The sequence below is a fragment of the Actinocrispum wychmicini genome, assembly GCF_004345645.1.
GTDB lineage: Bacteria > Actinomycetota > Actinomycetes > Mycobacteriales > Pseudonocardiaceae > Kibdelosporangium > Kibdelosporangium wychmicini.
The window spans coordinates 1307008-1326404 of sequence record NZ_SLWS01000001.1 but is presented as its reverse complement, the minus strand read 5'-3'; the positions used below and the strand labels follow the sequence as shown (position 1 = coordinate 1326404).

The following is a 19397-nucleotide window of genomic DNA, read 5'->3' as shown; positions in this document are numbered from 1 at the left end:
CTGGCAGTTTTGTCGGTGCCGTGGGGCAGGGTGTGGCGCATGCGATTCTCGGTGAGCATCCCCAATTTCGGCGACTTCGCCGACCCGGAGGCAGTGGCCGTGCTGGCTCAGGCGGTCGAGCACGCGGGGTGGGACGCGTTGTTCGTCTGGGACCACATGGTGCACGAGAAACGGCTGGCCCGTGAGATCGCCGACCCGTGGATCCTGCTCACCGCGGCCGCGATGGTCACCAGCCGGATCAAGCTGGGCACCATGGTCACCCCGGTGGCGCGCAGACGACCGCAGAAGCTGGCCCGGGAGGTCACCACGCTCGACCGGCTCACCGGCGGGCGGATGATCCTGGGGGTCGGCCTCGGCGACCCGGTGGACGACGAGTACGGCGCCTTCGGCGAGCCGACCGACCGGCGCGAGTTGGCTGCCCGCCTGGACGAGGGGCTGGAGGTGCTGGATCGCCTGTGGTCCGGCGAGCGGACCACCTACGAGGGCACGTACCTGACCGTGCGGGACGTGGTGTTCCGGCCGACGCCGGTGCAACGGCCCCGCGTGCCGATCTGGGTGGGCGGCCGGTGGCCGAACAAGGCGCCGATGCGCCGCGCCGCCCGTTGGGACGGGGCCGTGCCGATCATGGCGGGCGCGTGGCAGGCGGAACTCCCTGTGCTGGCGGAGGTTCAGGCAATGGGCGCGTACCTGAGACAGGCGCGGCGGGACGCGGGACGTGCCGAGGAACCGTTCGACGTGGTCATCGGCGGCTCCAGTCCGGACGGGACATGGCCGCTGTTGGCGGACCTGGCGACGGAAGGGGTCACGTGGTGGGACGAGCGCATGCCGTTCGGCGAGCTGCTCGACACCGCGGACCCCATCCGCCGCCGCGTGGACCAAGGCCCACCTGGACTGCCGGCGGACTAGGCGGGTGTGTAGACCGCGTAGACGATCACGTTGTCCTCATAGCTGTGGGCGGTGCGGTCGAACACCCCGCCGCAGGTGATCAGGCGCAGTTCCGCGTCCGAGACGTCGCCGTACACCTTGTCGCTGGGGAAGTCCTTCTTGGACACCTGGTCGACCTTGGCCACCAGGAACCGGGCGGTCGATCCGTCCTTTCTGGACACCAGGATCTCGTCGCCGGTCGCCATCTCCTTGAGACGGTAGAAGATGCCTGGCTGCTTGTTGCCGTCCACGTGGCCGAGGATCACCGCAGGGCCGATCTCGCCCGGTGTCGGCGCCTTCGTGTACCACCCGGCCTGCATGGGCGCGCTGACCGGCGGGACCTCGATGGTGCCGTCCTGGTTGAGGCCCAGCGGGACCAGGGTGGACTTCGCCTTGATCTTCGGGATCTCGATGCCCGTCGGCTCGGCGGCCGGTAGCGCGGGAACGGCCATCTCCTGCTGTTCCTGCGCCGCTGTCGGGCCCGGGCCACCGGCCGGCGGCGGCACCGGGTTCGACGGCTTCCCGCCGCAGCCGGTCAACGTCAGAGCCAGCGCGACGACCGCGCCACCCAGCCACTTGCGCATGGGCCGTCAGCGCTCCGACTGAGTGCCGCCGCCACCGGTCTCCGGGGCGCCCTTCGGCTTCACGATCACGGCGACCGGCTTCGGCGGGGTGGTGGGCTTGGTCGTGGCGGGAGTCGGGCTCGCCTTGGGGGGCGCCTTGGCGACCGTCGGTGCCTCTGTCGACGGGGCCTTCGGCTGCTGGTCCGCGAGAACAGCGGGGGCACCGAGCAGAAGGACGCCCGCGCCCACCAGGACACCGGCCAGTACTGAACGAATACGCATTCCGGGAGACCTTTCGTACCACTGGAAAAGAGCCTTCGCGGAATACACGTCCGAGCAGATCGGCCAGTTGCCCCGACTTTTGCGACGAGGATCTCGTCGATCCGGGTAAACCCGCGGCCGGGCCGCCGCGTCAGTCCAGGTCGTCGTGCCGCATGAGCCGGCGGCCGGCCTCGGTGATCGACCCGGACAGCGACGGGTAGACCGAGAACGTCAACGCGAGATGCTCGACCGTCAACTGGTTCTGCACCGCGATGGCGATCGGCAGGATCAGCTCGCTGGCGGTCGGCGCGACCACCACGCCACCGATCACCACCCCCGTCGCCGGGCGGCAGAACAACTTCACGAAACCGCGCCGCAGACCCTCCATTTTGGCGCGCGCGTTCGTGGCCAACGGCAGCATGATCGTGCGGGCCGGCACCTCGCCGGCGTCGATCGACTGCTGGCTGATGCCGACCGTGGCGATCTCCGGATGGGTGAACACGTTCGCGGCGACCGTCTTGAGCCTGATCGGCGCGACACCTTCGCCGAGCGCGTGCCACATCGCGATACGGCCCTGCATGCCGGCGACGGACGCGAGCATCAACACGCCGGTGCAGTCGCCTGCCGCGTACACCCCGGGCACCCCTGTGCGGGAGACCCGGTCGACCGAGATGAACCCGCCGGGACCCGGTTCGATACCGATCTTGTCCAGGCCGAGGTCCCCGGTGTTGGGCACCGACCCGACCGTCATCAGCGCGTGGCTGGCGTCGATCTTGCGGCCGTCCGCGAGGTACACCACGACCCCGTCCGTCACCCGCTCGACCTTCTCCGCCCGCGCGTGCTTGAACAGCTCGGTGCCGCGCTCGGCGAAGGCGTCCTCCAGCACGGCCGCGGCGTCCGCGTCCTCGTGCGGCAGCACACGGTCACGGCTGGACACCACCGTGACCTTGACACCCATCTCGGTGTACGCGGACGCGAACTCCGCGCCCGTCACACCCGACCCGACCACCACGAGGTGTTCGGGCAGCTCAGTGAGGTCGTACAGCTGACGCCAGTCGAGAATCCGCTCCCCGTCCGGCACGGCGCCGGGCAGCACGCGTGGGGTCGCGCCGGTCGCGATCAGCGTCACATCCGCACGGAGCACCTCCGACTCACCGGTGTGCGGCGCGACCGCGATCTGGTGCGCCGCGAGCCCCGGCTGCGGGTCGCAGAACCGCGCGGTGCCCGCGATCAGCCGGACCCCCTCCCGCTGCAGCCGCGACCGGATGTCCGCCGACTGCGCCAACGCCAACCCACGGACCCGACCGTGCACCACCGGCAGATCAACCCCGGGCTCGTCACCCTCGGTACGAATGCCCAGCTCATCGGCGTTGCGGAAGGCCGAACGCGCCCCGGCCGACGCGATGAACGTCTTCGACGGCACACAGTCGTACAGCACGCACGCGCCACCGAGGCCGTCGCGCTCGACGATCGTGACGTCCGCGCCGTGCTGCGCGGCGACCAAAGCCGCCTCGTAACCGGCGATGCCGCCCCCCATGATCACGATCCGGGTCACCGGGGTCCTCCTGTGCTGATGCTCTGCAAGCAGGTCTTGTAAACCGTACGCGTGACTCCCCGGGCCGCATCCCGTCGGGGGATCAATCGGGTCGCTAGGCTGTCGTTCGTGCCGCTCTACGCTGCTTACGGGTCCAACATGGATCCCAGCCAGATGCTCGAGCGAGCGCCCTACTCGCCGATGGCGGGTACCGGGTGGCTCGTCGGCTGGCGCCTGACGTTCGGGGGCGAAGATCTCAGCTGGGAGGGCGCGCTCGCCACAGTCGTGGAAGACCACGACTCCCAGGTGTTCGCGGTGCTCTACGACGTGAGCCCGCGCGACGAGTCCCGCCTGGACCGCTGGGAGGGCGCGCTGGGTCTCTACAAGAAGATCCGCCTGCGCGTACAGACCTTGGAAGGCTCCGTAGTGGCCTGGCTCTACGTCCTGGACGCCTACGAAGGCGGCCTTCCCTCAGCCCGTTACCTGGGAGTAGTAGCCGACGCGGCCGAAGCCGCCGGTGCCCCAGCGGACTACGTGGCCGACCTCCGAATCCGCCCCTGCCAGGGCATCGGCCCCAGCTGACCCACCCAGGGGTCAGCTGGCCAACGCCGTCAACGCGGTGTGGACCATGACGCGGATGCCGGTCAGGAGGGCTCGCTCGTCCAGTTGGAAGGTGGGCTGGTGCAGGTCTCGCATCACTCCGTCGCCGGGCCAGACGCCCAGGCGGGCGAAGGAGCCGGGGACGTGTTCCAGGTACCAGCCGAAGTCTTCGCCGCCGGAGGACTGCTTGGTGCCGGCCACCGCGTCGGCGCCCAGGGCGGATTCGATGCCGGCGCGCATGATGGCCGTTGACTCGCCGTCGTTCACCACGGGCGGGACGCCGCGGCGGTGGTGGAGTTCGTAGCCCACTCCCAGCGGAGTCAGCAGGGACTGCACCAGGCCCGCGACCAGGGGTTCCAGGGCTTCCCAGATCTCGTGGTCGCCTGTGCGCAGGGTGCCTCGCAGGACGCCTTCCTCGGGGACCGCGTTGGGGGCTTCGCCCGCGTGGACCGCGCCCCAGACCAGCACGGTGCCGGACCGTGGGTCGACGCGGCGGGACAGCAGGTTGGGCAGGCCTGTGATGACCGTACCCAGCGCGTGCACTAGGTCGGCCGTCAGGTGCGGACGCGATGTGTGGCCGCCGGGGGATGTCAGGCGCAGTTCGAGCAGGTCCGTGGCCGAGGTGATGGCGCCGACGCGGGTGCCGATCCGGCCGACCTCGACCCGGGGGTCGCAGTGCAGGCCGTAGATGCGTTCCACGCCGTTGAGGGCGCCGGCCTCGATCATGTCCAGCGCGCCGCCCGGCATGGTCTCCTCGGCCGGCTGGAAGATCAGCCGCACCCGGCCGGGCAACTCAGGGGCGGCGGCCAGGGCCATGCTGGCGGCCAGCAGGATGGTCGTGTGCGCATCGTGTCCACATGAGTGCGCTACGCCGTCCACGGTGGACGCGTGCGGCAGACCGGTGGCCTCTGTCAAGGGAAGCGCGTCGATGTCGGCACGCAGCGCGACGCACCGGTCACCGCTGCCGACCTCGCAGATCACACCCGTACCAGTTGGACCGATGACAGGTTGCAGCCCGGCCGAGTGCAGCATGGTGGCGATGAGCTGGGTGGTCTGGAACTCCTGCCGGGACAACTCCGGGTGGGCGTGCAGATGCCGGTACCAGGCGACGATGTCGCCGATGCTCCCGGAAAGCCATCCGTCCAACCAGGACGGCCCGCGACCGGCGCCGATGTCCTCCACAAGAGGAATACTGGCGGCCGAGTCGGTGATCAACACATCGGGATCGTCCCCCGAGGTGTCCATCCTTGAGTCCAGAACAGTCATGCCGCACCTCCGCGGCAGCACCACGCGACCGTGGTACCGGGTGTCGAGCGTCAGTGTCTTGAATGAACATCTTGGCGCGGTCGGCGCAAGAGAAGTGTCACTCAGCACCAATCCTGCCCCATCGTGCTCGCGGGGGTGGGCGGTTCCGGTTGATCAAACCGGTCGCCGGTAGCGGCGAAGCGCCGAGCGGCAGGACGAATTTCGGTCAGGCTGAAGGTATCGAACCGCCAATCACAGTCCACCTTTTTGTGTGCTTTGACCGGCGGATTCCATAGTATGGGAAGATCAACTATCCCCGGCCTGCCGCCGCCGCTTGGCCGCGCCGGTCATTTACGCCCCGCAACACGCCCGACATCGCCCCAGCCACGGCGCCTACCAGGCTCAAGCGAAGATGTCGGTCGCGTGGGGCGGGGTGGAAATGATCCGGCTGAAGGCGGCCAAGCACGTCCAAGCGAAGCGAGGACAATTGGACGCAGCTCAACTACCGCCCGAGGCTTTTTTGCGCTTGCTGCGCAGCCGGTGGCCGTAGATGACGATGCCCAGCAGGACCACCGCGACGACCCCGATGACCAGCTTGTCCTTGGACTGGGCGGCGTCGTCGACGGTCGGTGCCTTGGGGATGTCCGGTCCAGGTGGCGCCTGGACGTGCCCGATCGGGCGGCCCGGCGCGGCGGTGGCCTGTGCTGGCACGAGCATGAGCAGCGCGAACACGCAAGCCAGCAACGCCTTGGATACGGTTCGCGCCATAGCGCAACACTAACGCAAGCCGAAGGCTTTCAGGATCCGCTCGGCGGCCAGGGTGGCGGTCAGCCGGCCCGCGCGGACTTCCTTCTCGACCTCGGGGGCGATCGCCCGGACGTCCGGGTTGTCCCGCAACCGGGTCATCACCGTGTCGCGAACCATCGCCCAGGTCCAGTCGACCTGCTGGCGGCTGCGTTTCGACGCCAGCTCACCCGCCTGGTCGAGGACCGTGTGGTGTTGTCGCACCTGCTCCCAGACGGTGTCCAGGCCGGCGCCGGTCAGGCCGCTGCAGGTCAGCACGGGTGGCGTCCACAGCTCCTCGCCCGTGCGCAGCAGCCGCAGGGCCCCGGCCAGCTCACGGGCGGCCTTGCGGGCCTCCTTCTCGTGGTCGCCGTCGGCCTTGTTGACCGCGATCACGTCGGCCAGCTCAAGCACGCCCTTCTTGATGCCCTGCAGCTGGTCACCGGTCCGGGCCAGGGTGAGGAAGAGGAAGCAGTCGACCATGTTGGCGACGGTCACCTCGGACTGGCCGACGCCGACCGTCTCCACCAGCACGACGTCGTAGCCCGCGGCCTCCATCAGGACGATGGTCTCCCTGGTGGCCCGTGCCACGCCGCCGAGCGTGCCGGACGTCGGCGACGGCCGGATGAACGCCGCCGGGTCGACCGCGAGCCGGGCCATCCGGGTCTTGTCGCCCAGGATGCTGCCGCCGGTCCTGGTGGACGACGGGTCCACGGCGAGGACGGCGACCCGGTGCCCGGCGGCCGTGAGGGTGCCGCCGAGGGTGTCGATGAATGTCGACTTGCCGACGCCGGGCACGCCGGTGATGCCCACCCGGTGCGCCCCGCCGGCGTGCGGCAGGAGCTCGACGAGCATCTCCTGGGCCCGCTGCCGGTGGTCGGCGCGGGTGGACTCGACCAGCGTGATCGCCCGGGACAGGACAGCCCGGTCACCGGCGAGCACACCGCGGACGAAGTCACTCATGCCCGAGTCGGGCCCGCAGCTTGGCCAGCAGGTCGACCACGGCGTCGGCGATGACCGTCCCCGGCGGGAAGATCGCGGCCGCGCCGGCCTCGTAGAGGCTGTCGAAGTCCTGCGGTGGGATCACGCCGCCGACGACGATCATGATGTCCGGCCGGCCGTGCTCGGCGAGTTCGTGGCGGAGCGCGGGTACGAGGGTGAGGTGCCCGGCCGCGAGCGACGACACGCCCACGACGTGCACGTCCGCCTCGATCGCCTGGCGGGCGACCTCGGCCGGGGTGGAGAACAGCGGGCCCACGTCCACGTCGAAGCCGAGGTCGGCGAACGCGGTGGCGATCACCTTCTGGCCGCGGTCGTGCCCGTCCTGCCCCATCTTGGCGACCAGGATGCGCGGCCGCCTGCCCTCGGCCTCGGCGAACTCGTCGACCACCCGGCGCGCCTCGTCCACATTGGACACCCCGATGCCGACCTCCTCCCGGTACACCCCGGAGATGGTACGGATCTGCCCGGAGTGCCGGCCCCACACCTGCTCGAGCGCGGCCGAGATCTCGCCGACCGTGGCCTTGGCCCGAGCCGCGTCGATCGCCAGGGCCAGCAGGTTCGCGTCGCCCTCGGCACCCGCGGTCAGCCGGCGCAGCGCGTCCTGGCAGGCCGGCTCGTCCCGTTCCGCGCGCAGCCTGCGGAGCTTCTCCAACTGCTGGGCCCGTACCCCGGCATTGTCCACTTTGAGCACTTCGATCTGCTCGTCGCCGCCGGCCAGCCGGTACTTGTTCACGCCGATCACCGGCTGCCGGCCCGAGTCGATCCGGGCCTGCGTGCGCGCGGCAGCCTCCTCGATGCGCAGCTTCGGGATGCCCGCGTCGATCGCGCGCGCCATGCCGCCCGCGGATTCGACCTCGGCGATGTGCCCCCATGCCTTGCGCGCCAGCTCGTACGTGAGCCGCTCGACGAAAGCGCTGCCACCCCAAGGGTCGATGACCCGTGTCGTCCCCGATTCCTGTTGCAGCACGAGCTGGGTGTTACGGGCGATACGCGCGGAGAAGTCCGTGGGCAACGCGAGGGCCTCGTCAAGCGCGTTGGTGTGCAACGACTGCGTGTGCCCCTGTGTCGCCGCCATCGCTTCGACACACGTACGGACGACGTTGTTGTACACGTCCTGCGCGGTCAGCGACCACCCGGACGTCTGGCAGTGCGTACGCAGCGACAGTGATTTCGGTGACTTCGGCGAGAACTGGTTGACGAGCTTGGACCACAGCAGCCGGGCCGCGCGCAGCTTGGCGACCTCCATGAAGAAGTTCATCCCGATGGCCCAGAAGAACGACAGGCGCGGCGCGAAACTGTCGATGGACAGGCCGCCGTCCAGACCCGCGCGGATGTACTCGACGCCGTCGGCCAGCGTGTACGCCAGCTCCAGGTCGGCCGTGGCGCCCGCTTCCTGCATGTGGTAGCCGGAGATGGAGATCGAGTTGTACTTCGGCATGGTCCGCGAGGTGAACGCGAAGATGTCCGAGATGATCCGCATCGACTGCGCGGGCGGGTAGATGTACGTGTTGCGGACCATGAACTCCTTGAGGATGTCGTTCTGGATGGTCCCGGCGAGCTGCTCCGGCTGGACGCCCTGTTCCTCGGCGGCGACGACGTACAGCGCGAGCACAGGCAGGACCGCGCCGTTCATGGTCATCGACACGCTCATCTGGTCCAACGGGATGCCGTCGAACAGCTGCCGCATGTCGTAGATGGAGTCGATGGCCACGCCCGCCATGCCGACGTCACCGGTCACCCGCGGGTGGTCGGAGTCGTAGCCGCGGTGCGTGGCCAGGTCGAACGCGACCGACAGGCCCTTCTGGCCGGCGGCCAGGTTGCGGCGGTAGAAGGCGTTGGACTCCTCGGCGGTGGAGAACCCGGCGTACTGCCGGATGGTCCACGGCTGGGTGACGTACATCGCCGGGTACGGACCGCGCAGGAACGGCGGGATCCCGGGGTACGTGTCCAGGAAGTCGATGCCGGCCAGGTCCTCGGCGGTGTACACGGGCTTGACGCCGATGCCCTCCGGGGTCTCCCAGACCAGGGCGTCCGCCCCCTTGCCGGTCGACTCGGCCAGGGCCCGCTGCCAGTCCGCCGCCGGCGCCGGGGTGACGTCACCCAGCTCCACGTCGGCGAAGTTCGGGATCATGCTCGCACTCCCAACGCCGTCAGGGTGTCGCGCAGCACGGCGAGCGCGTCGACTCCCATGTGGACATATCCGTCCACACCGGAATGATCGCCCTTGCCGGCCAGCAGCACCTTGATCGCACCGGCGTCCGCCAGTGCCTTGCTCACTTCAGGGACACGTTCCGCGTACGCCTTGTCGGTGCCGCACAAGCACGCGATCCGCGCGCCGCTCGCGGTGAACGCCTCGGCCACCTCGGCCGCCGTCTCGGTCGCGCCCGCGGTCGGGGTCTCGATGCCGCCGGCCTGGAACAGGTTGGCGGCGAACATCGCCCGCGCGGTGTGCGCCGCGACCGGCCCGAGCGTGGCCAGGAAGACCTTCGGCCGGGCCGGCTGGGCGTCGGCCAGGTCACGGAGTTCCTCGAACGCCTCGGCCAGCCTGACCTGGGGCAATCCGCCCGACGGCGCTGCGGGCGTAGGCGCGCGGACGACCGGTTTCTCGGTCAGGTTCGGGAACTCGCTGACGCCGGTGAGCGGGTCCTTGCGCCGGGCCAGGTTCACCGACCGGCGCCGCCACGTCTCGGCCAGGCTGTCGGCCACGAAGTCGGAGTCCAGGCCTTCGCGCTCGATCGACTGGAAGAACGCCCACGAGGCCCGGGCCAGGTCGTCGGTGAGCTGCTCGACGTACCAGGAGCCGCCGGCCGGGTCGACCACACCGGCCACTTTGGACTCTTCGAGCAGGACCGACTGGGTGTTGCGGGCGATCCGGCGGGCGAAGTCGTCCGGCAGGCCGATGGCGTGGTCGAACGGCAGCACGGTCACGGCGTCCGCACCGCCGACACCGGCGCCGAAGCACGCCAACGTCGCCCGCAGCATGTTCACCCACGGGTCGCGGCGGGTCATCATCACCGGGGACGTGACGGCGTGTTGCCGTTGCGGCACGGCCTGGCCGCCGGCGACCTCGGTGACGCGGGACCACAGCCGTCGCGCCGCCCGCAGCTTGGCGATGGTCAGGAACTGGTCGGCGCTGGCCGCGTACCGGAAGTCCAGTTGCCCGGCGGCCTGCTCGACGCTCAGCCCGGCGTCGGTCAGCGCCCGCAGGTACGCCACCGCGGTGGCGATGGACAGGCCCAACTCCTGGGCGTCCGAGCCGCCGGCCCGGTGGTACGGCAGCGCGTCCACGACGATCGAGCGGAGCTTGGGGAACTCCGCCGCGACCCGGACCGCCAGGTCGACGGCTCCGGCGAGGTCCTGCTCGGCACCGGTCGTCGCACGCAGGCCGAGCGGGTCGGCACCGAGGTTGCCGCTGACCGCGCTCGCCGGGACCGCCTTGTCCGAGTGGATCTCCAGCAGCGCCTCGGCCGCCTCCCGGAACGCGGGCCCGGCGTCCAGGGTGACCGGCGCGAGGTCGACGTAGACGTCTTCGAGCACGTCGGCCAGGGCGGCCACCGGCAGGCCGGCGGCCCCGACGACCAGCCACAACGACGTCACGCCGTGCTCGAGGTCGGCGAGGATGGCCTTGCGCGCCACGGCCGGGTCCGGGTGGGCGTGCCGCTGCCGCACGTCCCAGCCGGCCAGCACACCGCCTTCGGGGCGGCCGCCACGGACGAACGGCGCCAGCCCCGGCATACCCGACGAATCGTCACTCTCCGTATACAACGGGTGGACGAGGATGTCGTCGTAGGTCTTGGTGGCGATCAGGTCGGTGACGTCGCCGTCCAGTTGGTCCGGCAGGCGGCCCGCCTTCCGGAGCACGCCCGCGACCAGCTCCCGCCACTGTTGTCCGGTGGGCGTGGGGAACTCGGCGGCGAGTACCAGTTCCTCGGGCTCCAGCGCCTGGCTCATACCTCGCGATGCTATCCACCTGATCTAACGCCGAGCTGTGAAACAGACCATGTCCAAGGGAGATGTAGGGGTGTTGGGCACAATGGCGGGGTGACCGAGACCCCGTCCCCCGAGCGGCTGATCGCCGGCCGGTACCGGCTGATCAGCCTGGTCGGCCATGGCTCGATGGGCACGGTCTGGCGAGCGTACGACGAATACCTGCGCCGGCCGGTCGCGGTCAAGGAGGTCCGGCTGCCGCCGGGTATGCCCGAACCCGCGGCCGACGAGCTGCGGGAACGGACCATGCGCGAGGCCCGTGCGATCGCTGTGCTGTCCCACCCGAACGTGGTCACGCTGTACGACATCGCGCAGGAGGACGGCGACCCGTACGTCGTCATGGAGTTCGTGCCGGGCAGCAGCCTCGCGCATCTCCTGCGCGTCCACGGCCCGCTGGACAACACCCAGGCCGCGGCGGTGGCGGACGCCGTGGCGGCCGCGTTGCAGGCGGCCCACCAGGCGGGGATCACGCACCGGGACGTCAAGCCGGCGAACGTGCTCGTGGCCGAGGACGGCCGGATCAAGCTCGCCGACTTCGGCATCGCCCGCAACATCTCCGAACACACGCTGACCAGCACCGGGATCACGCTCGGCTCGCCGTCGTACATCGCGCCGGAGGTGGCGTCCGGCGGCGCGGTGACCAACGCGGCCGATCTGTGGAGCCTCGGCGCGACGCTGTTCGCCGCGGTCGAGGGGCGGGCGCCGTACGACCCGGAAGGCGATGTGATCACCACGTTGCTGCAGGTCGTCAACGGGGACGTGCCGCAGCCGAAGACCACCGGCCCGATGACGGACCTGATCAAGGCGCTGATGGTCAAGGACGTCGCCGCGCGGCTGTCGCTGGCCGAGGTGCGGCGGCGGATCTACCCGCTGCTGCCGGAGCCGGGCAGCTCCGCGTTCACCACCGAGGCGATCGCCCGAGCCGAATCGGAGTCCGCGGACCTGCCGACCCGGGTGACCCCGTCGGCGCCCCGGCAGGCCCCCGAGGCCCAACCGCCGACGCTGGCCCCCGACCCCGGACCGCTGCCGTTCGCCTCGACGCCGACGGCGCCGGTGGTTCGGCCGCGCCGCGGCATGCCGAGGACGGTGGTCCACGTGGGCGCGGTCGTGGTGTTCGTGGTCGCCGCGACGGGCGCGTTCTTCGGCACCCGGCAGGTGAGCGGGCGGTCCCTGTTGCCGCAGCCGCCGGCCACGTCGACCCAGGTCATCGTGCCCGCGACGAACGTGCCCGTCGCCGCCCCGGAGCCGCGCAGCGGCGACGCGATCACGGCAAAGGGTGAGCAGGGCGGCGGTTACGTGATCCAGGTGCCGAAGGGCTGGGCGCAGTTCGTCGAGCAACGGCAGGTCCCGAAGGGCTTCCCGCCCTCGGTCCGGGTGCACTTCGTCTCCCAGGACGGCCGCTACCAGCTGCTGGTCGAGCGGTTCGTCGGCTTCTACGCGCCGCCGACCGCGCGCAGGATCGCCGACTACAAGAGCATGTTGCGGGCGATCTGGCCGGGCGACTACGTGCAGAGCGACGGCCTGCCGCTGGACCGGCCACCCGCTTCGGGCGCGCAGGAAAAGGCGGAGCAGCTGCGGTACAAGACCGCCGAAGGGGATCAGCGCCGCACCACGTTCGCCAACATCATCCCGGGCGGGAACGACCTGTGGGTGGTCAGCCTGACCGTGCCGACCGTCGAGGAGGACGACGGCAAAGCCAAGATCTTCGACGTGATCGCGCCGTCATTCACGTTCGGTTAGGTCGCCGAAGATCTGGAAGGACGCGTGCTGGTGGGCCAGCCGGCGCAACGAGGTGATGATCGCCTCGCCGAGCACGGTCCCGACCACCGCGCCTTCGATCAGGTCCTCCACCCCCCGGTCCCGGTTCACCAGGTTGACGTCGACCTCGGCCACCTTCTCGACCGCCTCGGCGTAGAGCTCCACCAGGCTCACCAGGTCGCCGCGGCCCAGATCGAACAGTGACGTCAGCGCGGCCGTCAGGGCCAGGCCGGGCGGGCTGAGCGGCTCGGCGTGCCAGCCCCGGCGCTCCAGCAGCTCCTCGACCAGGTCGTGCGCGGCCTGCCAGTGCTCGCCCTGGCCCTCCTGGTGGATCGGGCCGAGCCGGTGCTGGACCTCGCCGAGGACCTTGTGGTCCAGCTTGGGGTCGTCGACCGCCGCCAGCACCTCCCGGACCGCCGAGATGGCCAGGCCGCCGACCTCCACCAGGGCGCGCACCATCTTGAGCCGGCGGACGTGCGACTCGTCGTACACCGCCTGGTTGGGGCTGGTCCGTTCGCCGGGCCGGAGCAGGCCTTCGCGCAGGTAGTACTTGATCGTCGGGACAGGGACGCCTGTCTGACGACTCAACTCCGCCATGCGCATGTCGGCGCCTCCTCCAGTAGGGGTCATCACCCATTGTGCCCTACGAATGGATAGTGTAAATATCGGATAGCAGATATCAACACTATCCATAACCGAGGGGCACTCCATGGACCTGGCGAGACTCCGCACCTGGCACCGGCCGCTGCTGGCCGGCGTCGGCTTCATGATCGTCACGTTGCTGCTGTCGATCGGCGGGCTGTTATTCGACGACCGCACGCTGCTCGGCGAACCGATCTGGCTCAAGCCGTTCAAGTTCTCGGTCTCGATCGCGATCTACGGCTTCACGCTCGCGTGGCTGCTGTCGCTGCTCAAGCGCGGCCGGCGGACCGCGTGGTGGATGGGGACCATCACGTCGCTTGTGCTGGTCATCGAGACGGCCGTGATCATCGGGCAGGTGTTCCGTGGCACGGAAAGCCACTTCAACGTCTCGACACCCCTCAACGACGCGTTGTGGCAGGTGATGGCCGTCTCGATCGTCGTGCTGTGGCTGTCCAACGCCGTGATCGGCGTGTTCGTGCTGCTGGAGCGGTCCGTGGACCGGCCAATGCTGTGGGCGCTGCGGATCGGCTTCGGCCTGGCGCTGATCGGGATGGCGGTCGCGTTCATGATGCCGCCGCCCACGCCGGACCAGCTCGCCCTGCTGAAGTCCGGCGTCAAGGTCGGCCTGATCGGCGGGCACTCGGTGGGGGTGCCGGACGGCGGACCGGGCATGCCGATCACGCACTGGAGCACCACCGGCGGCGACCTGCGGATCCCGCACTTCGTCGGCATCCACGCCCTGCAGGCGCTTCCGCTGCTCGCGTTGTTCCTCGGCCGGTTCTCCCGGCTGGACACAGTCGTCCGGACGCGCCTGGTGCTCGTCGGCGGGTTCGCGTACGCCGGACTGCTGGCGATCGTGTGGTGGCAGGCGCTGCGGGGACAGTCGCTGACCTCCCCGGACGGCGCGACCGCGGTGGCGTTCGTGGCGCTCGTCGTCGTGACGTTGGCCGCCGGCGCCATGGTGCTGCGGTCGCGTACCCCGATTCCGCCTCGCGAGAAGGTCCTGGCCTGATGGCTCAGGTGTTCCAGCTCAGCTTCTATCTCGCGGCACCCTTCTGGGCGCTGATGATCCTGGCACCCGCGTGGTCGTGGACGCACAGGATCATCAGCTCCCCGCTGGTCGCCGCGCCGACAGCCGCGTTGTACCTCGTGTTGGTCGTCCCCCGGTTGGCCGACCTGCTACCGGTGGTGACGTCGCCGTCGCTCGAGAAGCTGCAGGCGGCCATGGCCGACGGCGCCGCGGCCACCGTGGTGTGGGCGCACATCATCGCGTTCGACCTGTTCGTCGGCCGGTGGATGTACCTGGAGAGCCGCAGGCGTGGAATTCATCCGTTGGTGATGGCGCCGGTACTGATCGTGACGATTCTGTTCGCTCCCATCGGTTTCCTGGTGTTCCTGGTGGTTCGTGTCATCCGTCGGGAGGCTCCCGTAGGCTCGCGCGCGTGACCGGTACAAAGGAAGACCCGAAGGTGTTGGCACGGTCGGCCGCGGCGACGCTGGCCGAGAAGACCGGCGTGGCAAGCCACGACCTCGCCGTTGTTCTCGGCTCAGGCTGGCGGCCGGCCGCGGATGAGATTGGTACGGACGGCGTGGAAGTGCCGGTCGCCGAACTGCCTGGTTTCCTGGCGCCGACGGTGACGGGTCACGGCGGCACAGTCCGGTCACTGTCCATCGGCGACAAGCGCGTACTGATCATGCTTGGTCGTACGCACTACTACGAGGGCCACGGCGTCGCCCAGGTCGTGCACGGCGTCCGGACCGCTGCGGCCGCGGGCTGCAAGACGGTCGTGCTGACCAACGCGGCCGGCGGGCTGCGGCCGGAGTACGAAGTGGGTCAGCCGGTCCTGATCAGCGACCACCTCAACATGACCGCGCAGTCGCCGTTGGTGGGCGCGGAGTTCGTCGACCTCACGGATCTGTACTCGAAGCGCCTGCGGGACGTCGCCCGGACCATCGACCCGGCGCTGCAGGAGGGGGTGTACGCGGGGCTGCCCGGACCGCATTTCGAGACGCCGGCGGAGATCCGGATGTTCTCGACGATGGGCGCGTCCCTGGTCGGCATGTCGACCGTACTGGAGGCGATCGCGGCCCGCGCGCTCGGCGTGGAGGTGTTCGGCCTGTCGCTGGTGACGAACCTGGCGGCGGGCATCACCGGCGAACCGCTGAACCACATCGAGGTGCTCGAGGCCGGGCAGCGGGCCGCCGTCCGGATGGGCAAGCTGTTGCGTGAACTGGCAGTTCGGGCGTGAGGCTCACGTCCGAACTGCGGGACAAGGCGTTCCGCTGGATCGCCGACGACGTCGACCCCGACGCCCGCGCCGAGCTGCAGAAGGTGCTGGCGCGGGCGATGGGCGGGATCGAGGGCGCGGCCGAGGAACTGGCGGACCGGATGTCCGGACCGTTGACGTTCGGCACGGCCGGGCTGCGCGGCCCGGTCCGCGCCGGTCCCAACGGGATGAACCGCGCGGTCGTGATCCGTACCACGGCCGGCGTGGCGGCCTGGCTCGCGCACAAGGGGTACACGTCGGGCCTGGTGGTGGTCGGCCGGGACGCCAGGAACGGGTCTCCGGCGTTCTTCCTTGACGTGGTGGGCGTGCTGACCGCGGCCGGGTTCCAGGTGTGCCCGTTGGACGGACCGTTGCCGACGCCGATGACCGCGTTCGCGGTCCGGCATCTCGGGGCTGTCGCGGGAATCCAGATCACGGCGTCGCACAATCCGCCCGCGGACAACGGGTACAAGCTGTACGACTCGGCCGGGACGCAGATCGTGCCACCGGACGACCGGTTGATCGAGGCCGCGATCAGGGACATGGTTCCCGCCGTGTCCGTACCGACCGTGCCGGTCACACCGAGCACGCGGTCGGATGTGGTCGAGGCGTACTACGCGCGGGTGGCCTCGCTGCCGCATGGGACCGCGCGCGACCTGAGGATCGCGTTGACGCCTATGCACGGGGTCGGCGGCGCGCCGGCTGTGGAGGCGTTGCGCCGGGCCGGATTCACCGACGTGCACGTGGTTGCGGAGCAGGAAACGCCGGATCCCGCTTTCCCAACGGTCTCGTTCCCGAACCCGGAGGAGCCTGGGGCGACGGACCTGTTGCTGTCGTTGGCTTCCTCAGTGGACGCCGACCTGGCGATCGCGCTGGACCCGGACGCGGACAGGTGCGCGTTGGGAGTCCGTGGACCCGACGGGTGGCGGATGCTGCGCGGTGACGAGACCGGAACCTTGCTCGGCTCGCATGTTTTGTCCACATTGGACCGAGTGGCGAACCCCGATCCATTGGTGGCGGCGACGATCGTGTCGTCGTCGATGCTCGGCAAGATCGCCGCCGCGCACGGTGTCCGGTACGACGAGACGTTGACCGGGTTCAAGTGGTTGGTCCGGGCCGGCGACGGGCAGGGCACCGGCCTGGTCTTCGCCTACGAGGAGGCGCTCGGCAACTGCGTCGACCCGTCCTTCGTCCGCGACAAGGACGGCATCTCCGCCGCGATCGTCGCCTGCGACCTGGCCGCGACCCTGAAGGCCGCCGGACAGTCCCTGCTCGACGTCCTGGACACGTTGGCCACCACCCACGGCGTCCACCTGACCGACCAGGTGTCCTTGCGGGTGAACGACTTGGCGGTGATCCGGTCGCTGATGAGCCGGTTGCGGACGGCCCCGCCGACCACACTGGCGTCGGTCGAGGTGACCGCGGAGTTCCCCCAGCCGGACATCCTGCGGCTGAGCGGCGAAGGCGTGCGGGTGATCATCCGCCCGTCCGGTACCGAGCCGAAACTCAAGGCGTACCTGGAAGTCGTCACGCCGGTGACCGAGTCGTTGCCGGCCGCCCGGGCCGCGGCGACCGCTCGACTGTCCACAGTGCACAGCGAGGTCTCAGCGCTGCTGGGGGTGTGAATGGCCCGGCTGTTGATCGTGCACCACACGCCTTCGCCTGGGACGCAGGCGATGTTCGAGTCGGTGGTGTCCGGTGCCACCGACCCGGAGATCACCGGTGTCACGGTGGTCCGCCGGGCGGCCTTGGCAGCCACCGCCTCGGACGTGCTCGACGCGGACGGGTACGTGTTGGGCACGCCGGCGAACATCGGCTACATGTCCGGCGCCCTCAAGCACTTCTTCGACCAGATCTACTACCCGTGTCTCGACTCGACCCGCGGCCGGCCGTACGGCCTGTACGTGCACGGGAACGAAGGGACCGAAGGCGCGGTCCGTGCAGTGGAGGCGATCACCGCGGGCCTCGGCTGGACGGCGGCCGCGGCGCCGGTCGTCGTGCTGGGCACGCCCGGCAAGGACGAACTGGCGTCCTGTTGGGAACTCGGCGCCACCCTGGCGGCTGGCCTAACGGTGTAGGAGGTCCGCGGTGTGGGCGTCGGCGGGCAGGAACGCTTCGAGTTTCAGTTCGGCGACGGTGACGTCGACCGCGGTCGCGAACGTGGTGACCGTGGTCATCAGCCGCAGGTCGCCGCGTTCGGTGACCAGCTCCAGCGGGACGGCGAACCCCAGGTGGTCGTCGGTCAGCTCCACCTCGGGCACATAGCCCGCCAACTCGGCTGCCAGCTCGGCCAGTCGCGGGTCCGGGTTGCGGACGGCCTCCTGGTGCAGACGTTCGGTGACATGCCTCGCCCAGGCGCCGAAATTCCGCACCCGAGGCGCCATTCCCTGGGGGTGCAAGGCGATTCGGTACGCGTTCAGCGGCGGCTCCAACAGCCGCGCGGCCACTCCCTCGGTCAGCAGCGGGAACGCCTTGTTGTGCGCCACGATCTCGCCGTACCGGTTCACCACGATCGCCGGGAACGGAATGTAGCCGGCCAGCACGTGGTCCAACACGGACAGCACCGGTTCGAGCGCCGGATCGTCCAGCGGGGTCCGGGGATACGCGGGCGCGAACCCGGCCGTGAGCAGCAGGTCGTTGCGGTCGCGCAGCGGCAGTTCCAGTGACTCCGCGAGCCGGACGACCATGGCCCGGCCGGGCGCGGACCGGCCGCTCTCCATGAAGCTGACGTGCCGCTGGGTGGTGCCGGCGCGGACCGCGAGTTCGAGCTGGCTCATCCGCCTGCGAACCCGGCGAGCCCGCAAGGCGCTGGAAAAGTCCACGAGCCACCGTATTCCTTCGAGGGAATTGCCGCCATATGGAGGATTCGAAGCATGGCGAACGCAACAGTGTCATACCAGCCCCCTGCGGGGGCTCCCACCCCCACCGCCGGCGTGCTCCTGCCGACCACCAGCAACGACCCGACCCCCAGCGCTCTCGTCGACTTCGCGGTCCGCGCGGAACACCTTGGCTACGACTCCCTGTGGGTCGGCGAAACTCTGCTGCGGCCCGTCCTGGAACCGCTGACCACGCTCGCGGCAGTGTCGACCGTGACCTCGCGGATCAAACTGGGGACCGCCGCCATGCTGCCGGCGTTCCGCGCACCCGTACAGGCCGCCCAGGCATTGGCGTCACTCGACCTGCTGTCGGGCGGACGGCTGATCGTGACGGTCGGCGCCGGGTTCCCGGGGCGCTCCGAAACGGAGTACGCGTGGAGCGGCGTGCCGTGGCCGCAGCGGTTCACACGGCTGGACGAGACCGTGGCGCTGTGGCGGCAGCTGTGGACAGCTGACGAGCCCGTTTCGTTCCACGGCAAGGTGTTGCACTACGACGCTGTGCCGCCCGTAGCTCGCCCGCACGGCCCGGAGATCTGGCTGGGCGGCGCCACACCGAAAGCCCTCGAACGGACCGGTCGCCTCTACGACGGCTGGCTGCCGTACCCGCCGTCGCCGAGCGACTACACGCCTGGTCTGGAGGCGGTCCACGCGGCCGCGGCCGCCGCCGGGAGAGACCCTTCAGCGATCACGCCGGCGTTGTACGCGACCGTGTTGGTGACGGACACCGTCGCCGAGGGCGAGGCGGCGCTGGACGACTTCACCCGACGCAACTACGGCAAGCCGCTCGATGTCGTACGGACGATTCAGCTGCTGGTGGCCGGGCCGCGCGAGCACATCGAGGCGGAGCTGCGGAAGTACGTCGACGCCGGTGCCCGGCACGTGCTTCTCCGGATCGCGGCGCTGGACATGGCGGCGCAGGCCGACCAGCTGGCCGCGATCGCGGGGATGCTCTGAG

19 protein-coding genes are annotated in these 19397 nt (G+C 70.1%); 9 read left to right on the top strand and 10 right to left on the bottom strand.

Translation table 11 applies throughout. From position 1 onward, the window contains the following. Nucleotides 1-39 precede the first annotated feature (39 nt). Nucleotides 40-906, top strand: a complete 867-nt coding sequence (locus EV192_RS06720; RefSeq protein ID WP_132112061.1) for an LLM class flavin-dependent oxidoreductase — start codon at nucleotides 40-42, stop codon at nucleotides 904-906. Here EV192_RS06720 and EV192_RS06715 read toward each other — a convergent pair. The 3 genes from EV192_RS06715 to EV192_RS06705 form a co-directional block, all read right to left on the bottom strand. Then, nucleotides 903-1508: a class F sortase gene (locus EV192_RS06715; protein WP_132112059.1), complete on the bottom strand. Its 606-nt coding sequence runs from the start codon at nucleotides 1506-1508 to the stop codon at nucleotides 903-905. The genes EV192_RS06720 and EV192_RS06715 overlap by 4 nt on opposite strands. A gap of 6 nt (nucleotides 1509-1514) precedes the next feature. Further along, nucleotides 1515-1769 (bottom strand): hypothetical protein, encoded by a 255-nt coding sequence (locus tag EV192_RS06710; protein ID WP_132112057.1) that lies wholly within the window; start codon nucleotides 1767-1769, stop codon nucleotides 1515-1517. Nucleotides 1770-1899: 130 nt separating this feature from the next. Beyond that, a complete protein-coding gene (locus tag EV192_RS06705; RefSeq protein ID WP_132112055.1) occupies nucleotides 1900-3303 on the bottom strand; it encodes an NAD(P)H-quinone dehydrogenase in 1404 nt (467 codons plus the stop codon). Nucleotides 3304-3411: 108 nt separating this feature from the next. On the opposite strand from EV192_RS06705, the gene EV192_RS06700 reads away from it, so the two are divergent. Further along, a complete protein-coding gene (locus EV192_RS06700; RefSeq protein ID WP_132112053.1) occupies nucleotides 3412-3864 on the top strand; it encodes a gamma-glutamylcyclotransferase family protein in 453 nt (150 codons plus the stop codon). 12 nt (nucleotides 3865-3876) lie between these two features. Here EV192_RS06700 and EV192_RS06695 read toward each other — a convergent pair whose 3' ends face one another. From EV192_RS06695 to EV192_RS06675, 5 genes are all read right to left on the bottom strand, one after another. After that, nucleotides 3877-5148, bottom strand: coding sequence for an amidohydrolase (locus tag EV192_RS06695; protein ID WP_132112051.1), 1272 nt, complete (start codon nucleotides 5146-5148; stop codon nucleotides 3877-3879). A gap of 477 nt (nucleotides 5149-5625) precedes the next feature. Next, nucleotides 5626-5895 (bottom strand): hypothetical protein, encoded by a 270-nt coding sequence (locus EV192_RS06690; RefSeq protein ID WP_132112049.1) that lies wholly within the window; start codon nucleotides 5893-5895, stop codon nucleotides 5626-5628. A gap of 9 nt (nucleotides 5896-5904) precedes the next feature. Beyond that, nucleotides 5905-6873: a methylmalonyl Co-A mutase-associated GTPase MeaB gene (gene meaB, locus EV192_RS06685; protein ID WP_132112047.1), complete on the bottom strand. Its 969-nt coding sequence runs from the start codon at nucleotides 6871-6873 to the stop codon at nucleotides 5905-5907. After that, nucleotides 6866-9043 (bottom strand): methylmalonyl-CoA mutase, encoded by a 2178-nt coding sequence (gene scpA / locus EV192_RS06680; RefSeq protein ID WP_132112045.1) that lies wholly within the window; start codon nucleotides 9041-9043, stop codon nucleotides 6866-6868. Before scpA ends, meaB begins: the two co-directional genes overlap by 8 nt. Continuing rightward, on the bottom strand, nucleotides 9040-10863 hold the full coding sequence (locus tag EV192_RS06675) for a methylmalonyl-CoA mutase family protein (protein WP_132112043.1): 1824 nt from the start codon (nucleotides 10861-10863) through the stop codon (nucleotides 9040-9042). Before EV192_RS06675 ends, scpA begins: the two co-directional genes overlap by 4 nt. 165 nt (nucleotides 10864-11028) lie before the next feature. On the opposite strand from EV192_RS06675, the gene EV192_RS06670 reads away from it, so the two are divergent. Beyond that, nucleotides 11029-12639, top strand: a complete 1611-nt coding sequence (locus EV192_RS06670) for a serine/threonine-protein kinase (RefSeq protein WP_243726717.1) — start codon at nucleotides 11029-11031, stop codon at nucleotides 12637-12639. Here the strand turns inward: EV192_RS06670 and EV192_RS06665 are convergent. Continuing rightward, nucleotides 12622-13260, bottom strand: a complete 639-nt coding sequence (locus EV192_RS06665; RefSeq protein WP_132112041.1) for a MerR family transcriptional regulator — start codon at nucleotides 13258-13260, stop codon at nucleotides 12622-12624. The genes EV192_RS06670 and EV192_RS06665 overlap by 18 nt on opposite strands. 106 nt (nucleotides 13261-13366) lie before the next feature. Between EV192_RS06665 and EV192_RS06660 the strand changes: the two genes are divergently transcribed. The 5 genes from EV192_RS06660 to EV192_RS06640 are packed head-to-tail and all read left to right on the top strand — an operon-like array spanning nucleotide 13367 to nucleotide 17644. After that, on the top strand, nucleotides 13367-14311 hold the full coding sequence (locus EV192_RS06660; protein ID WP_132112039.1) for a hypothetical protein: 945 nt from the start codon (nucleotides 13367-13369) through the stop codon (nucleotides 14309-14311). Next, complete coding sequence (locus EV192_RS06655; RefSeq protein ID WP_132112037.1) at nucleotides 14311-14745, top strand: ABA4-like family protein; 435 nt, start codon at nucleotides 14311-14313, stop codon at nucleotides 14743-14745. The genes EV192_RS06660 and EV192_RS06655 overlap by 1 nt, the downstream gene beginning before the upstream one ends. Continuing rightward, nucleotides 14742-15548 (top strand): purine-nucleoside phosphorylase, encoded by an 807-nt coding sequence (locus tag EV192_RS06650; protein ID WP_243726663.1) that lies wholly within the window; start codon nucleotides 14742-14744, stop codon nucleotides 15546-15548. The genes EV192_RS06655 and EV192_RS06650 overlap by 4 nt, the downstream gene beginning before the upstream one ends. Beyond that, on the top strand, nucleotides 15545-17191 hold the full coding sequence (locus EV192_RS06645) for a phospho-sugar mutase (RefSeq protein WP_132112035.1): 1647 nt from the start codon (nucleotides 15545-15547) through the stop codon (nucleotides 17189-17191). The genes EV192_RS06650 and EV192_RS06645 overlap by 4 nt, the downstream gene beginning before the upstream one ends. Next, nucleotides 17192-17644: a flavodoxin family protein gene (locus EV192_RS06640; protein WP_132112033.1), complete on the top strand. Its 453-nt coding sequence runs from the start codon at nucleotides 17192-17194 to the stop codon at nucleotides 17642-17644. It abuts the gene before it with no gap. On the opposite strand, the gene EV192_RS06635 is transcribed toward EV192_RS06640, so the two are convergent. Continuing rightward, a complete protein-coding gene (locus tag EV192_RS06635) occupies nucleotides 17633-18388 on the bottom strand; it encodes a helix-turn-helix domain-containing protein (protein WP_132112031.1) in 756 nt (251 codons plus the stop codon). The two genes, EV192_RS06640 and EV192_RS06635, sit on opposite strands and share 12 nt — an antisense overlap. A 51-nt stretch (nucleotides 18389-18439) precedes the next feature. Here EV192_RS06635 and EV192_RS06630 point away from each other — a divergent pair, with 51 nt between their 5' ends. Further along, nucleotides 18440-19396, top strand: coding sequence for an LLM class flavin-dependent oxidoreductase (locus tag EV192_RS06630; RefSeq protein WP_132112029.1), 957 nt, complete (start codon nucleotides 18440-18442; stop codon nucleotides 19394-19396). Nucleotide 19397: the final 1 nt, after the last annotated feature.

Bases quoted from the DNA above. Each gene is read 5' to 3' on its own strand.
- EV192_RS06710 (WP_132112057.1), bottom strand. From the start codon at position 1,769: ATGCGTATTCGTTCAGTACTGGCCGGTGTCCTGGTGGGCGCGGGCGTC.
- EV192_RS06690 (WP_132112049.1), bottom strand. From the start codon at position 5,895: ATGGCGCGAACCGTATCCAAGGCGTTGCTGGCTTGCGTGTTCGCGCTG.
- EV192_RS06675 (WP_132112043.1), bottom strand. From the start codon at position 10,863: ATGAGCCAGGCGCTGGAGCCCGAGGAACTGGTACTCGCCGCCGAGTTC.
- EV192_RS06665 (WP_132112041.1), bottom strand. From the start codon at position 13,260: ATGCGCATGGCGGAGTTGAGTCGTCAGACAGGCGTCCCTGTCCCGACG.
- EV192_RS06695 (WP_132112051.1), bottom strand. From the start codon at position 5,148: ATGACTGTTCTGGACTCAAGGATGGACACCTCGGGGGACGATCCCGAT.
- EV192_RS06715 (WP_132112059.1), bottom strand. From the start codon at position 1,508: ATGCGCAAGTGGCTGGGTGGCGCGGTCGTCGCGCTGGCTCTGACGTTG.
- meaB (WP_132112047.1), bottom strand. From the start codon at position 6,873: ATGAGTGACTTCGTCCGCGGTGTGCTCGCCGGTGACCGGGCTGTCCTG.
- scpA (WP_132112045.1), bottom strand. From the start codon at position 9,043: ATGATCCCGAACTTCGCCGACGTGGAGCTGGGTGACGTCACCCCGGCG.
- EV192_RS06630 (WP_132112029.1), top strand. From the start codon at position 18,440: ATGGCGAACGCAACAGTGTCATACCAGCCCCCTGCGGGGGCTCCCACC.
- EV192_RS06720 (WP_132112061.1), top strand. From the start codon at position 40: ATGCGATTCTCGGTGAGCATCCCCAATTTCGGCGACTTCGCCGACCCG.
- EV192_RS06660 (WP_132112039.1), top strand. From the start codon at position 13,367: ATGGACCTGGCGAGACTCCGCACCTGGCACCGGCCGCTGCTGGCCGGC.
- EV192_RS06670 (WP_243726717.1), top strand. From the start codon at position 11,029: ATGGGCACGGTCTGGCGAGCGTACGACGAATACCTGCGCCGGCCGGTC.
- EV192_RS06640 (WP_132112033.1), top strand. From the start codon at position 17,192: ATGGCCCGGCTGTTGATCGTGCACCACACGCCTTCGCCTGGGACGCAG.
- EV192_RS06655 (WP_132112037.1), top strand. From the start codon at position 14,311: ATGGCTCAGGTGTTCCAGCTCAGCTTCTATCTCGCGGCACCCTTCTGG.